Source organism: Chloroflexota bacterium (assembly GCA_016219275.1).
Taxonomy (GTDB): Bacteria; Chloroflexota; Anaerolineae; order UBA4142; family UBA4142; genus JACRBM01.
The window spans coordinates 1-14,966 of sequence record JACRBM010000035.1 but is presented as its reverse complement, the minus strand read 5'-3'; the positions used below and the strand labels follow the sequence as shown (position 1 = coordinate 14,966).

Sequence of the window (14,966 nt, the reverse complement as noted above, 5' to 3'; positions counted from 1 at the left end):
TTTGATTCACACCACAACATCATCACTCACCAAGGTTACACATCACCGCCACGACTGTCCGGCATGCGCTGGCGGTATCTGCGACATTTGTGTCAGGGCGTTGCTGGCGGTAATGTGTCAGCCATGCGCTGACGGTCAGCACCTGGTCAAATAAAATTTTCATTGCGCAATCGGCATCGCCAATGCTTCAAGTTCAAAATCAAGGACGGTTTCAACTTGCTCGCGCTGAACACCGGAAAACCAATTCAAGAAATCTTCGATTGACGCGCCGTCGCGCAAATTTTCGAACAGGGCGCGCAGAGGCACGCGCGTGCCGCGAAACACCCACTCGCCGCTGACTTTATCGGGCGCACGTTCAACCGCGCGGCACGCGCGCCAATCACGCGCCACGATTGGCTTGACGCGCGTGTGTGCTTTAGATAATTGTTTCATCGGTCGTTCCTTTCAGCGCAAAATTTTTCTGCACTCATTCGGCAACAAGTATCAACCAAAGCAAGTGTCTGTCAAGCCATTGATGAGTCACACTTTTCATCCGCGAATAACGCGAATGAACACGAATAAAACGACGCGCCTGGGACAAGGGGCTCGCCGCCGTGAAATGTAATTTCCAGCGGATCCTTGTCGCCAAGCGCGCTCTGCCGCCGCACGATTGCCACGACCGTCTCTTCGCGCATGGGCGATTCGCCAACGTGCGGACCGAAACAATATGAACAATTGGCTGGGCAAGCCAGCAAAAGTACGAGCAAAAGGTGGCGTGACATCGGCATCACTCCCGATTGGACATCTTTACCAACACGACCTTGCTTTGCGTTTGACTATTTCACGGTGGTTTTGACATTCCAAACAGGCGGATTTGGATTCCACTGAAAAATTGCGTTTGACAATTCACCCGCCCTATGCTATAAACCTGTCAACAAATAAAACGTAATGATGTTGATCCGGACAAGTACCCGCAAGTCCAAAGTGTAGCGAGTCACACGCAATCGGTGCAAGTGTGATACTGGCGACAGCGGCGAATGGACCGGGGAGTCGCAATCCGAACGGCAATGCCAAGTAGGTGACGCCGGAATCGCCCCCGTTATCGCGGCAGAGGAAATTGATTTTGGAAATTGGAAACTAGAAATTGGAGGTTGGAAATTGGAGATTGGATGGAATCATCCAGAATCCAATTTCTAACATCTAACTTCCATCCTCCAACATCCAAATGCGTTTCCACAAAGTGAGACTGGCACATCCCCATCGTAATCACGGTGGGGATTTTTTGTAGGGCGTTTAATCAAACGCTCGTACTGAAATCAGTCTAATCAGGGTGGCACCACGGGCATCTCGTCGCTCGTCCCAATTCGGCGCAGTTTTTGCGTGCGAGGGGACGAGCGATTTTTATTTACGCGCGCTGACCACCGACCGCCACAATTCCGTGGTGGTTCAAAGGAGGTAGCATGTTGCCACCGTGACTGGCAGGATCAAGCATTAATCGAAAATCCAAAATCAAAAATCGAAAATTCCTTAGGAGGGAAAAATGAAAGACCAACACAAATTCCTGCTCGACGAAAGTCGTTTGCCCAAGGCGTGGTACAACATCAATGCCGATCTGCCCGTCCCGCCTGCGCCGGTATTGCATCCTGGAACGATGCAACCGGTCACGCCGGATTTTCTCGCCGTGCTCTTTCCGATGAGTCTCATCATGCAAGAGGTCAGCGCCGAACGCTACATCGAAATTCCGGAACCGGTGCGCGAGATTTACAAGCTGTGGCGACCCACGCCGCTTATTCGCGCGATTCGACTGGAGAAGGCGCTCGACACGCCCGCGCACATTTACTTCAAGTACGAAGGCGTCTCGCCGGTCGGTTCGCACAAGCCGAACACCGCGGTCGCGCAAGCGTTCTTCAACAAAGAAGCCGGCACAAAAGCGTTGACGACCGAGACCGGCGCGGGGCAGTGGGGTTCCGCGCTTGCGATGGCGTGCAACTTTTTCGGACTCGACCTCGAAGTGTACATGGTCAAGGTATCGTACCACCAAAAACCGTACCGCCGCATCATTATGGAAAATTTCGGCGCGAAGGTGTATGCCAGCCCAACCGACCGCACGAACTATGGTCGCCAACTGCTCGCCCAGGATCCGAACTCGAACGGATCGCTCGGCATCGCGATTTCCGAAGCCGTCGAAGTCGCGGCAACCTCGAACGGCGCAAAAAAATATTCGCTCGGCTCGGTGCTGGGTCACGTGTTGATGCACCAGACCGTCATCGGCTTGGAAGCACTGGAGCAGATGGAGATGGCGGGCGAGTATCCTGATGTCGTGATCGGTTGCGCGGGCGGCGGCTCGAACTTTGCCGGGTTTGCGTACCCGTTCCTCCACAAAAAATTCACCGAGAAGAAAAACGTGCGCGTGATCGCGGTCGAGCCGGCGTCGTGCCCGACGATGACGAAAGGCAAGTACACGTTCGATTACGGCGACAGCGCGGCGATGGCGCCGATCGTCAAGATGTACACGCTCGGTCACACGTTCATGCCGCCGGGAATTCACGCGGGTGGTTTGCGTTATCATGGCATGGCGGCGAGCATCAGCGCGCTCGTGAATCACGGCGACATTGAAGCGCGCGCGGTCAAGCAACTTGCGACGTTTGACGCGGCAATGCAGTTCTCGCGCGCCGAGGGCATCATCCCCGCGCCCGAATCCGCGCACGCGATTCGCGTCGCGATTGACGAGGCGCTCGAAGCGAAAAAAGCCGGGCAGAAAAAAGTGATCGCGTTCAACTTGTCCGGGCACGGTCACTTTGACATGACCGCGTACGAACAATACCTGCAAGGCAAACTCGAAGATTTCGAATATCCCTCCGCATTGGTGGACGAGGCGATGAAACATTTGCCGCAAGTCCCGGCGATGGGATAGAACATTTGTAGGGGCGGGGTGACCCCGCCCCTACAGAAGATAGATATGTCCGATACTGAACCTACGGATTCCTCGCGCATGGTCGTGACGGAAGACGCGGCTTCCTCCGATGGCAGCGTCGCGGTCATCCAGTCCGAACGGCGCGTCCGCCGCGCGCGGGCGCACGACGCGAAACATGCGCGCGACATCAGCGACATCAATCTGAAAATCGTATCGCTCGACGAGGTGATCGTCCACGAAGGCATTGACCCGCTGCGCGTCGAGCGGCTCGTCGCGTCGCTGCAGCGCGATGGCGTGTTGCGTAGTCCGCCCATCGTGACGCGCGCGAGCGATTACGGTCGCACGCGTTATATCGTGCTCGACGGTGCGACGCGCACGTCGGCTTTGCGCGCGCTCGGTTATCGCGATGTGCTGGTGCAGGTCGTCGAGTACACGTCCGGCAACGTCACGCTTCACTCGTGGTATCATCTGCTCGAAGGCATCAAGTCGGTCGAGTTTCTCACGCAGGTACGCGAGTTGCCGGTGCGCGTGATCTTGATGCACCAGTACGACGCGCTCGAAGCGATGGACGAACGCGCGTTGATTTGCGTCATCGGCTTGCACGACCGCACGGTGTGGGGCGTGCAAACGGACGGCGACCTCAACGCGCAAAACGCGATGCTCAATCGCGTGGTGGATTTGTATCGCGGCAAAGCCCAGGTGCATCGCGTCACGACAACGCACTTGGACACCTTGTTTCGCGAACATCCGCAACTTGCCGCGCTCGTCGTCTTTCCGGATTACGCGCCGTCCGAGGTGACGCGGCTCGCCATGAGCGGCAATTTGATTCCGATGGGCATCACGCGCCATTTGATCGGCGGACGCGCGCTCGGCGTGAATTTCGATCTGCAGATTCTCGCGGCAGAGATGTCGCTCGAAGAAAAAAACAAAAGATTGGAAGAGTGGCTGATGAGCCGCGTCCGCGAACGCAAAGTGCGTTACTACGGCGAGCCGGTTTTCCTGTTTGAAGATTGATTCCATTTAGCCACGCTAAAGGGCGTGGCTAAAAAGCGCCCAAAGGAGCGCATGAACCACTTGAAACTGAATCCGAATCTGCTGACGGTTCCCCTCTACATTGGTGGCAAGCCAATCGAACAAGTGCAGCAAGAGTATGGTCTTGCCGAGGTCGTCAAACTCGCGTCGAACGAAAGCCCGCTCGGTCCCTCACCGCGCGCGCTGTCCGCGCTGCAAGCCGCGTTGACCGACGCGCATCGTTACCCCGGCGTCGCCGAAAAACAATTGCGCGCGAAACTCGCCGCGTACCACAACGCGCGCGACGCCGCGCAATTCACCGACGCGAATTTCCTCGTCGGCAATGGGTTGAGCGATGTGCTGCGAATGATCACGAGCGGATTTATTTTTGACGGCGGCGCATCGGTCGTATGCAACGCGACGTTTCCACTTTACAAAATTTACACGATCCAGTTCGGCGGGCAGGTCATCGCGATCCCACACAAAAATTATCGGTACGATTTGAACGCGATGGCGGACGCGATCACACCAAACACACGCTTGGTGTTTGTCACCAATCCGAACAATCCCACCGGCACATTGCTCACACGCGACGAGGTGGACGCGTTTATGAAACGCGTCCCGCCATCGGTCGTCGTCGTGTTCGACGAAGCGTACCACGATTTCGTGGACGACCCGGCGTACTCGAACGCGGTCGAGTACGTCAAGCAGGGTTACGAAAATGCGCTCGTGCTGTACTCGTTCTCGAAAACGTACGGCTTGGCGAATTTGCGTTTGGGTTACGCGCTTGGCGCGGCGTCCACCATCGAGTATCTCGCGCACGGCTTGTTGCCATTCAACACCAGCGACGCCGTTTTGCGCGCCGGCATCGCCGCGCTCGACGACCGCGAGTACCTCGACCGCATCCGCGCGTTGCTCGCGCGCGAAAAACCATTTTTGTACGACGGCTTGGCGCAACTCGATTTGGAATTTATTCCGACGCAAGCGAATTTTATTTTGCTTCCCCGTTTGCCGCGTGATGCCAAAACCATGGATAACGAAATGCTCAAGCGCGGCGTCATCATTCGACCGATGGGCGGATTCGGTCTGCCCGATGCCCTGCGCGTGACCATCGGCACGCGCGAAGAGAACGTCAAGTTTTTGCACGCGCTCCGCGACGTGCTGAAACAATAATTATCACACTGGAGGAGAGAGATGAGACGCACTCTGTTCGTTCTGATTGCCGCGCTGGTCGTTAGTGTCATGCTAATCGGCTGCGCGGCGCAACCCACCGCCGCGCCTGCGCCCACCGTTGCGCCCCAAGCCGCGCGCGCGATCAAGGTCGGCATCGTGGACACGTACAGCGGTCCGCCGGCGGCGTACGGCAACGACGCGCTCAATGGTTTCAAGCTGGCACTCGCCGAAATCAACAAGGAGGGCGTGCTGGGAGCCAAGATCGAATTCGTCACGCGCGATGACAAGTTCGCGCCCGACACCGGCTTGAGCATGGCGAAGGAATTGGTCTTGCAAGAAAAGGTGGACATTCTCGCTGGCACAGTCAACAGCGCGGCATCGCTCGCGATTTCCGCGTACGCGCTCGAAAATAAAGTTCCGTTCATCGTGTGGACAGCCAAGAGCGACAAGGTCACTGGCGAAAAGGGACATCGCTATGCGTTCATGACGAGCGAGAACGCGGTGATGGCGGGTTTTGCCGGCGCACAGGCGCTTGCGAAAAAACCGTACACTAAATTCTGGATCGCCGGTGAGGATTACGAGTACGGTCACTCGATTGCCGACGCGACCTGGAACAGTTTGAAGAAGATCAAACCCGAAGTGCAATTGATGGGACAGACGTGGTGGAAGACCGGCGAGCCGGATCTCGTGCCGTACCTGACCCAGGTTTCTTCGGCGAAACCGGACATGGTGATCTTTGCGACCGGCGGTTCGGGCATGACGAATGTTCTTAAGGTGGCGAAATCCACCGGCTTTTCGGACAAGATTCCGATGTGGATTCACACCGCGATCGATTACGGCGTGCTCAAGCCGCTCGGCGCGAATGGACCCGAAGGCGTGTTCGGCACGATGGATTATTTTTTCTATTATCCCGATACTCCGGCGAATAAAGCGTTCGTCAAGGCGTATCAGGACGCGTACAATAACGCGTATCCCAGCTTTGCGTCGTTCCACGCGTACACGACAGCCAAGTTGATCGCGGCGGCGTACAAAAAAGCCGGCGCGCTCGACAAGGAAAAATTCATCGACGCGATGGAAGGATTGCAGATTGACACGCCCGTCGGTCAAGTGGAAATGCGCGCGTGCGATCATCAACTCGTCCTGCCGATCTTTTTCGGCGTGACGAAGAAAGAAGCACAAAACGAGTTCCTCACTGCAACTGACATTATCGCGGTCGCCGGCAAAGACGTGATGCCCGCGTGCGCGGACATTCAAAAATTGCGCGGCAAGTAAGCGCTGGATTTGTCATTGCGAGACCCGAAGGGGCGAAGCAATCTACCCCTCCCAACCCTCCCCTTGCAAAGGGGAGGGCGCGGGTGGGGTTGGAGATTGCTTCGTCGCGGCAGTGCGGCTCCTCGCAATAACAATTCAATTGGGTTGTGGTGGATGGAATTTTTACAGCAGATCACATTCGACGCCTTCCTCAGTCAATTGCTCGTCGGTCTTTCCCGCGCGATGATTTTATTTATCGTCTCGGCGGGATTGAGTTTTATCCTCGGCGTGTTGCGCGTGCCGAACGTCGCGCACGGCTCGCTCTACATGATCGGCGCGTTCGCGGCGTACAGCATCACGAACGCGTTCGGATCGAACCCCGCCGGCTTTTGGGTCGCACTCGTCGTCGCGCCGCTAATTGTCGCGCTCGTCGGGCTTGTGTTCGAGCGCGTGTTGCTTTCGCATCTCTATCAACGCGAGCACTTGATGCTGATTCTGTTCACGTTCGCGACGATGTTGATTCTGAATGATCTCGTCAAGATGGTGTGGGGCGCAGAGTATCGTTCGGTCAACGCGCCCGCCGTGCTGGCTGGGTCTGTGGACGTGTTCGGGGTGAGTGTTCCGCGTTACAACGCGTTTCTCCTCGTGATCGGTCCGCTCGTCGCGCTGGGGATGTGGTTGTTCACCGCGAAAACGAAAATCGGCAAGATCGCGCGCGCGGCGGCGGTGGATCGCGAAATGGTCGGCGTGCTCGGCATCAACGTTAGTTGGATTTTCGCGATTGCGTTCATGATCGGTTGCGTGCTCGCCGGGCTGGGCGGCGCGCTCGTCGCGCCAACGCTGAGTCTCACGCTGGGCATGGATCACACGATCATCATCGAAGCGTTTCTCATCGTGACGATTGGCGGGCTGGGCAACATCTGGGGCGCGCTCATCGGCGCGTTGTTGTTCGGCGTGACGCAATCGCTTGGCTTGCTCGTCCTGCCGCAATTCGCAGTCGTGTTTCCGTACGCGGCGGTCGTCATCGTTCTGCTTTTGCGACCGACCGGATTGTTGAAATCGGTTTGGTAATTTTACAAAGGATGAAGAATGAGGGATGAAGGATGAAAGTAAAAGCTGAAAAATTCATCCTTCATCCTTCCGCCTTCATCCTTCGCAGGGTTATCCTCATGTTCACTGACATCATCGAAACGCGCTGGCTCGTCGTCGCGCTCGGCGTGTTGGCAAGCTTGCTTGGCGCGCCATTTATCGCGCCGGAATTTTACACGTACGTCCTCACGCTCATTTTCGTCACCGCAATTCTCGCGATGAGTCTCAACCTCGTTCTGGGTTACGGCGGCATTTATCAATTTCATCACGCCGCGTTTTACGGCGTCGGCGCGTACGCGGCGGCGCTCGGCATTACAAAAATGGGGATGCCCGTCTGGCTTGCGTTCATCCTCGCGCCGCTCATCGCCGCGTTCGCCGGACTCGTCATCGGTTGGTTTTGCATTCGCCTTACGCGCCTCTATTTTGGCATGTTGCAAATCTCGCTCGGCTCGCTGATCTGGGTCATCGTGTTGCGGTGGTCGGCGTTCACGAGCGGCGATGATGGCATTCACGGCATCCCCTTGCCTGCGCCGCTCGAAACGATCAACGGCGCATATTTTCTCAATCTGGCAATCGCCCTGGGATGCCTGGTCGCGATGTACTTCGTCATTCGTTCGCCGTTCGGCGCGACGTTGCAAGCGATTCGCGACAATGCCGCGCGCTGTGAAGCGGTCGGCATCAACGTCCGCAATCATCAACTTGCCGCGATTGTGATTGCCGCGTTCTTCGGCGGCATTGCCGGCGTCATGTTCGTCGTGCTCGAACGTTCGGTGTTCCCCGGCATGTTGTTCTGGTCGTTCTCGCTCGATGTCTTTGTGATGTGCTTGCTCGGCGGGTGGTTCACGTTCGCCGGACCGATGGTTGGCGCGGCGCTCGTCATTCTGCTCCGCACGTTTGCGAGTCGTTACACCGAATACTGGACGTTGCTCCTGGGTGTGATCTTGATTTTGCTCATTTTCTTTTTGCCCGAAGGCATCATGGGCTTTGTCTCGGCGCGATTTAAACCGCGCGAACCGGACGGAGGCGCGGCATGATGCTCCAGGTTGAAAACCTCCGCAAATCGTTCGACAAATTTCAAGCGGTGAATGACGCGAACCTTTGCGTTGACGAAGGCGCGCTCGTCGCGGTGATCGGTCCGAACGGCGCGGGCAAGACGACGCTGTTCAAACTCATCACGGGGCAAATCAAGCCCGATGCCGGGCGCGTACTATTTCGCGGCGAAAACCTGGCTGGTCTCGCGCCGCACACGATCAATCGGCGCGGCATCGCGATGGCGTTTCAGATCGCGAATATTTTTCCGCGTCTCACCGTGTTCGAGAATGTCCAGGTTGCGGTACTCGCGCAGAAAAAACAGAGCGGCAATTTGTTTCGCCCCGCGCGCAACCTGCTCGTCCAAGAGACGAACGCGATTCTCGACAATACTGGACTCTACACGCAAGCGCGACGACTCGCGGCGGCGCTCTCGCACGGCGACCAAAAAATTCTCGAAATCGCGATTGCATTGGGAAGCGAACCCAGGTTACTGATTCTCGACGAGCCGACCGCCGGCATGTCGCCGGAAGAAACACACGCGACGATGGAGTTGATCAAACGACTCGCGCAAACGCACGGCATCACGATTTTGTTTTGCGAGCACGATATGCAAGTCGTGTTCTCGGTCGCGACGAGCATCATGGTGATGCGCCAGGGGCAGACGATCATTCAGGACCAGCCGGAAATCGTGCGCCAGAACGCGGTCGTGCAAGAGGCGTACCTGGGAGGCGCGCGTGCTTAAGGTCGAGGGCATTCACACCTACTATGGCTTGAGCCACATTTTGTTCGGCGTGTCGCTCGAGGTCGCGCGCGGGCAAGCGGTCTGCTTACTGGGTCGCAACGGCGCAGGCAAGACGACGACACTAAAAAGCATTGTCGGGTTGACGCCGCCGCGCGCGGGCAGAGTGATTTTCAAAGATCAGGTCGTCAATGGACGCGAATCGTATCAGCTGGCGCGGCTCGGCATCGCCTACGTGCCGGACGACCGGCGCATCTTTGCGGATTTGACCGTGCGCGAAAATCTCGACATAGCCGCGCGCGGGCGCGGCTGGGATCTCGCGCGCGTGTACGAATTGTTTCCGCAATTGAAAGCGATGGAGACGCGGCGCGGCGGCTATCTCAGCGGCGGCGAACAAAAAATGCTCGCGATCAGCCGTGCGTTGATGGGCAATCCGGATTTTCTCTTGCTCGACGAGCCGATGGAAGGACTCGCGCCGGTGATGGTGCAAACGCTCGAAGACCGCATCAAGCAACTCAAGCAAACTGGGTTGACCGTGCTCATCGCGGAACAAAACATCGCGTCCGCGCTCGCGTTGAGCGACCGCGTCTACGTGATTGACGATGGGCACATTCGCTTCCACGGCACGGTCGAGGAATTCAATCGGAACGAAGAGATTCGGAAAAAGTATTTGCAGGTGTAGCCATACACGACGGAGAACACTTGTCATGTCAGACACCGAAATAGATCAGAGTGTTCACATTGAAGACGTGCGCGCAGATACGGTGCTCGCGCTGTCCAACGATCTGCAATACGCGATCCGAATTCCTGCCGCGACCAAACGCGCGGCGGCGCGCGCGTTGCGCGAAAAAAGCAAGCACCCACTTTCTCAAAAACGAATTGCGTTGCGAATGTTCGCAGCCGCAGTGTATCTACTTCTCTGCAATCGAATTGCAAAGATCAAGTACGTTGTGATTGATGCCGAATATCTCGGACACGAAGGCGAAATCAAAGGGATGATTCTGGCGTACTGGCACCGCGAAGGTGTCCGTGTTTCTTCCAGGCAAATTACCTTTGGGCACATCGGAAAGAAATCACGCGCGCACGATTTGGCAATTCGAACTTGGCGCGGGGAATTCAAAGAAAACAAACGGATCACTGAAATGGAGTTTCTCGCCGTTTTGCAATAAAAAAGACCGGGGGGGCGCTTTCAGCGCTCTATAGCTTGCGTTCGTCAAGGTTCTGAACCCAGAGTCCGACAAGCCACCCGATCAACCGCATAGTAGCAGAATTGGCGCGGTTTGTCAAACACGATTTCGACAATTCGACAACCGTCAATCTTGATTGACGGAAAAGCGCGAATACAGTAGAATCGCGATCAGAAGGCGAGGTGAGCGATGGCAGTAACAATAACCGATCTGAAGCAAATGCAACGCGACATTGAGACGCTCAAGAAAAAAGTGGCGCAACTTGAACGGCGCGGGAATGGCAAACGACATCCGCTAGAAAAACGCCAGCCCGGCGCGCTGCGCTCGCGCGCGGCAGACGAAAACACGTTGGTAGATAAAGTCTTGCAACGCGCGGGGTTGCTGGCAGAATTGACGCCGGAAGAAAAAGCGATGGCGGCAGAATGGCGCGCGTTGCCGGAAGCAGAAAAACAACGCATCCGCGATACACTCCGGAACCTCAAATTGGAAAAACCACTTTCGCAAATCATCATTGAAAATCGCTGAGGCAAATCATGGCTATTTACTACTTCGATGCCAGTGCCATCGTCAAACGCTACGTTCGCGAGCCGGAGAGTATTTGGACGCGACCGATAGGCGATGCGCGCGATGAAAGCGGGAGCAAGTTGAACCGTGTGGTGATTGCAGACATTAGCCGGGTCGAAGTCGCCGCGGCATTTGCGATTTCGTTAGACGCGAAACGATCACACCCACTCTGGGGAAACGCGCCTACGTGCAGTTTGCAAATGAGATTGACGAGGATTACCGCGCCGTTCGTTTGACCGCGGATATTCTACGGAATGCCGCCGAACTGACCCAGAGTCATCCTTTGAAGGCATACGACGCGATTCAATTATCTGCCGCGTTGGCATTTGAAAAATCTCTGCGCGACATTGATTTGTCTGTGATTTTTGTGAGCGGCGACGAGAAACTTGTCCAAGCCGCGCGCGTCCAAGGGCTTGCCGTCGAGAATCCATTCGATCACGCGGATTTGGATTAGAGCAGATTCTTGACACCTTTAGGGCAGACCTGTCAGGTTTTTAGAAACCTGACAGGTCTTGATGCAACACCATGGATTCGCTCCAGACTTTTTGCATCACGTTTCAGGAGGACACGATGAAGCGCTACCTCTTTTCCTGTTTTGCTTACATCGCGATTGCGGTATTCGTTTTTCTCCCCGCCTGTTCCTCCGCACCCGCGCCAACCTCGACGCCCGCGCCAACACTTGCTCCCACACTCGCGCCGACTGCAACTGCAACACTCGCCCCCACCGCCACGCTCACCGCGATTCCTACTCCGACTTTAACACCGACGATCACGCCAACTCCCGCACCCGATACAACCGCCGCGCTTGCGTTAGCCCGCGCGCAGATCAAAGGATTCAACGAAAAAGATTTCACGGTGCGCGCGGGCTGGCTTGCAGATAAACGCGTGCTTGTTGTGATTCAATCGAAAACATCACCCGATGCGTGGGTGCTTGTGCCCGGCGCGAAAGAGTTGTCCCAGGTTTCCACCTCCGCAGGACCTAATCGCGAATTTCCCCTGACCCGTTTTGACGTTCAAAACGGACGACTTGTGGGATACTCTTCGATAATGGGGATAATCGACAAGCCAGGACAAGCGGCTCACTACGGGCAGATCGGAGAGCAATCTTGGTATTTCGTCAACTGGGGCGGCAAAGACCAGTGGCTGACCGTTTCGCCAATAAACGAAGACATCAAAACCGCCGATGCAGCAGGACTTTTGGATGCCCTCAGACGAATGGACCCAAAATCCCGCGGCGAGCCGATTGCCATCCCCGCCTACATTGAACAGTTTCGTCCCGCGAAAGAGCCCTATGTCTATCCCGACGCGGCTAAACTTTTGGAAACGGCGTTGTCATCCTCTGAAGTGGCGCAGATTGTCAACCATGTTGGTTTACCAAACCTAACCCACATGCTGGCTGGCGTTACCATCCGTGACCTTGGACCATGCTTGGAAAATAAAAACTGGGTGGGTTATCAGCTAGAACAAGCCCCTGATGGAAAAGGGTATATTTTGGTTCTTAATGTCAACGCCGTTTGGCCCAGGGAAGGGAAGAATTGGGGAGGCGGAAGTAATGTTTATTCCGACGGGGGTTTCTTCCCAGCATCAAAGGGTTTCTTTCTCGCGACCATAATAATGGCGGATAGAGAAGCAGGATTGTTAGCTAATGGCCTTGATCCGAGAAAAAATTCAACCGCCGAAGCGGCAATGAGAAAAGCGTCAGTAGATTTTTATGCCAAAACAATGACCCGTCCAGAATTTGCGAGAATACTGGAAAACTTCGCGTGGCAGAATAATCCCGAGTATGTGAATGCTATCGGGGGAACTATGCCTGGGCAGCCGGCGGTTAAGTACCGAGATAGGCTGCGCTATTTGGATGAGAAAGATAAAAAGTAGTAGATGGGTTGCCTCCAAAAGTTTCTCCTTGATTTTTATCCGCCAGGTCTTCTATAGTTAAAGTAGGGTGAGGAAAGCAGCTGTATTACTTCTGTCAGTTTTTCTTCTGGTTGGTTGGTTGTCAGCCCGATCCGTCTCTGCGGAGTATTGTATGGAGGGTGGTCCTTGTTACGATGATCGTGGCGGCGGTGGCGGAGGCGGGGGAGGTGGTGGATGGGAATGCCAGTCCTGTGATGGAGGAAGTCATACTGAAACCGACAATCCCAGTACGGGCGATACCTCCGTCCCCCCCGATGTTCTAAATTTGGCTGATTTAGCGGAGAAGTATGGAGGCAGTTTTAGCAGTGGTGGTACCACGGTGACGAGGACTGGCTCGGGGTCGGATTACACGGTGACGATTACGGGACCCGACGGGGTGACGACGGTTTACGAAGTCAAAGGAGTTTCTGGCGGCGGGGGAAATGGGTCTGATCCTGACCCCAGCGATGGTTGCACCCCATCAAGTTCTGGGTGCGCGGACTGTGCTTGTGGAGCTACTGGAAGTTGTCCCATGAATTGCTCCAACAACTGCGGCGATAGATGGGAGCAAACTAAAACCTGTTGTCCTGCGGCGGTGCCACCTGCCAAACCAACCCATCCCGATCCTGCCGATGGGGCATCCGACGTGCCTGGGGGATTGAACATTACTTTTTCCGTAGACCCAGTAACCAGTTGGGGAAAAAACAGCCGTTGCCTGGCTGATTACAGAACCCTAACTTTTTACGGTAGCAGCGATAAAAATAAAGTTCTTAACCTTGACCCCGCGATTTACACGGAGTCCCATTATTCTTTAGGTGGAGTTGATCCCGATCCTGTCTTTCTTGTCACTGCGGCAGAATACGACCAAACCTATTATTGGCGCGTAGTGGCTTGCAATGGGAGCGCAAACTGCACTGCCAGCGGGTACGATAGCTACGATGCTGGCAACGATGGTGTTTGGCAGGTTACTACTCGTTCTCTCCCAGGTTGGTGGCAGTCGCAGTTGGGGGATGTGTTTGGGCATTTGAGCACATGCCTCTTGACAGCACTTGATTAACTACGCTATAATCAAAAACACGGAAGCACACTTTGGAGCGCACCGATGTCGCCACCCATTCTCAATTTCGAGTGGAACTCAGACAAAGCCGTCACCACATTCGCCGATGAATTCGCCTTCGTTTTTGACGATATGGAACACTCGGAAGATGAACCACGTGAAATCCTGATCGGTTATTCGGAGCGCAATCGTTTATTGTTGGTTGCCTTTGTTCCCCGCGCGGACGATCTCATTCGGGTGGTTAGCGCGCGCAAAGCAAATGCCCAGGAGCATCAAGTCTATGAAAAAAAACGCGCTTCTAAAATCAATGCGCACGCCCCGCGCATTGCCAAGTTGGACGATTATGAATTGAAACCGCACTATGACCTTGATTATCGCAATGCGCGCCCTAATCCATTCGCCAAGCGTGTCCGCATTTCTCACGGCGGCATGCGCCCCGGCGCAGGACGCAAATCCACCGAGGAGAAATTCGGTGAGCCAGTCGAAAGACACTCGGTTACTTTGCTCAAGTCGCATGCCGAGTTTTTACGTTCGCTTGATACGAATCTTTCAACGGCGATTCGCAAACTCATTGGACGCCGCGCATAATTCCACCTTGAACAGTAAACCCCTCCCGCGAGTGCGGGAGGGGTTTACTGTTGGTTAGCTTGCCGCGCGAGCTTGGTGTCCTTCACCAAATCGTCTTGACGGCGGCAGAACGAATCATGTGATCTTTGGTCACGAAAGATGTGTGTATCGGCGACGACTGTGCTCATAGTTCAATATCTCGCGGAAAATTTTTCCACTTAAACAAAAATGTCCGTGTCCTGCGAACAGCTCACTCGTGCCAAAGTCCTATTGGCAAAACGCGCGATGCAACTCATAATCTCGTACAGATAAGCAAGCCGGGGACCGTGGATCAAGTGCGGCTGGAAATTGAACAACGGCAGCTGCAAAACTAGTACAGCTCGGCATAAATCCTTCGGTAGTTTCTAAACGGTGAATACACGGACGTTCAATGAACTCAAATTGGACATCCTGACAATACCGTGGCATATTTTATGACAGCGCGCGAGCGACTCCCACTCGAGTTGAATC

The 14,966-nt window shown here is 55.3% G+C and carries 16 protein-coding genes; 14 read left to right on the top strand and 2 right to left on the bottom strand.

Features of this window, described 5'->3' with window-relative positions:
• Positions 1-159: 159 nt before the first annotated feature.
• Both HY868_07570 and HY868_07565 read right to left on the bottom strand, forming a co-directional pair.
• A complete protein-coding gene (locus tag HY868_07570; GenBank protein MBI5301980.1) occupies positions 160-432 on the bottom strand; it encodes a DUF433 domain-containing protein in 273 nt (90 codons plus the stop codon).
• Positions 433-503: 71 nt separating this feature from the next.
• Positions 504-761 (bottom strand): hypothetical protein, encoded by a 258-nt coding sequence (locus HY868_07565; GenBank protein ID MBI5301979.1) that lies wholly within the window; start codon positions 759-761, stop codon positions 504-506.
• Between the two features lie 758 nt (positions 762-1,519).
• Here HY868_07565 and HY868_07560 point away from each other — a divergent pair.
• The 14 genes from HY868_07560 to HY868_07495 all read left to right on the top strand — a co-directional run bounded on the left by HY868_07560 (position 1,520) and on the right by HY868_07495 (position 14,477).
• Positions 1,520-2,893, top strand: a complete 1,374-nt coding sequence (locus tag HY868_07560; protein MBI5301978.1) for a TrpB-like pyridoxal phosphate-dependent enzyme — start codon at positions 1,520-1,522, stop codon at positions 2,891-2,893.
• A gap of 45 nt (positions 2,894-2,938) precedes the next feature.
• The gene (locus HY868_07555; GenBank protein ID MBI5301977.1) at positions 2,939-3,907 is read left to right on the top strand and encodes a ParB N-terminal domain-containing protein; all 969 of its coding nucleotides are present in this window, start codon (positions 2,939-2,941) and stop codon (positions 3,905-3,907) included.
• A 51-nt stretch (positions 3,908-3,958) separates the two neighbouring features.
• A complete protein-coding gene (gene hisC, locus HY868_07550; GenBank protein MBI5301976.1) occupies positions 3,959-5,077 on the top strand; it encodes a histidinol-phosphate transaminase in 1,119 nt (372 codons plus the stop codon).
• A gap of 21 nt (positions 5,078-5,098) precedes the next feature.
• Complete coding sequence (locus tag HY868_07545) at positions 5,099-6,349, top strand: ABC transporter substrate-binding protein (protein ID MBI5301975.1); 1,251 nt, start codon at positions 5,099-5,101, stop codon at positions 6,347-6,349.
• A gap of 153 nt (positions 6,350-6,502) precedes the next feature.
• Positions 6,503-7,399 (top strand): branched-chain amino acid ABC transporter permease, encoded by an 897-nt coding sequence (locus tag HY868_07540; protein ID MBI5301974.1) that lies wholly within the window; start codon positions 6,503-6,505, stop codon positions 7,397-7,399.
• Positions 7,400-7,497: 98 nt separating this feature from the next.
• Positions 7,498-8,451, top strand: coding sequence for a branched-chain amino acid ABC transporter permease (locus tag HY868_07535; protein MBI5301973.1), 954 nt, complete (start codon positions 7,498-7,500; stop codon positions 8,449-8,451).
• Positions 8,451-9,191: an ABC transporter ATP-binding protein gene (locus HY868_07530; GenBank protein ID MBI5301972.1), complete on the top strand. Its 741-nt coding sequence runs from the start codon at positions 8,451-8,453 to the stop codon at positions 9,189-9,191. The genes HY868_07535 and HY868_07530 overlap by 1 nt, the downstream gene beginning before the upstream one ends.
• The gene (locus HY868_07525) at positions 9,184-9,870 is read left to right on the top strand and encodes an ABC transporter ATP-binding protein (protein ID MBI5301971.1); all 687 of its coding nucleotides are present in this window, start codon (positions 9,184-9,186) and stop codon (positions 9,868-9,870) included. Before HY868_07530 ends, HY868_07525 begins: the two co-directional genes overlap by 8 nt.
• 25 nt (positions 9,871-9,895) lie before the next feature.
• Positions 9,896-10,357 (top strand): hypothetical protein, encoded by a 462-nt coding sequence (locus HY868_07520; protein ID MBI5301970.1) that lies wholly within the window; start codon positions 9,896-9,898, stop codon positions 10,355-10,357.
• Between the two features lie 207 nt (positions 10,358-10,564).
• Positions 10,565-10,900, top strand: a complete 336-nt coding sequence (locus HY868_07515) for a hypothetical protein (GenBank protein ID MBI5301969.1) — start codon at positions 10,565-10,567, stop codon at positions 10,898-10,900.
• A gap of 8 nt (positions 10,901-10,908) precedes the next feature.
• Positions 10,909-11,175 carry a hypothetical protein gene (locus HY868_07510; GenBank protein ID MBI5301968.1) on the top strand — a complete coding sequence of 89 codons (267 nt, stop codon included), beginning with the start codon at positions 10,909-10,911 and terminating at the stop codon, positions 11,173-11,175.
• Positions 11,172-11,393 carry a hypothetical protein gene (locus HY868_07505; GenBank protein ID MBI5301967.1) on the top strand — a complete coding sequence of 74 codons (222 nt, stop codon included), beginning with the start codon at positions 11,172-11,174 and terminating at the stop codon, positions 11,391-11,393. Before HY868_07510 ends, HY868_07505 begins: the two co-directional genes overlap by 4 nt.
• A gap of 116 nt (positions 11,394-11,509) precedes the next feature.
• The gene (locus tag HY868_07500) at positions 11,510-12,814 is read left to right on the top strand and encodes a hypothetical protein (GenBank protein MBI5301966.1); all 1,305 of its coding nucleotides are present in this window, start codon (positions 11,510-11,512) and stop codon (positions 12,812-12,814) included.
• A 1,120-nt stretch (positions 12,815-13,934) separates the two neighbouring features.
• The gene (locus tag HY868_07495; protein ID MBI5301965.1) at positions 13,935-14,477 is read left to right on the top strand and encodes a BrnT family toxin; all 543 of its coding nucleotides are present in this window, start codon (positions 13,935-13,937) and stop codon (positions 14,475-14,477) included.
• Positions 14,478-14,966: the final 489 nt, after the last annotated feature.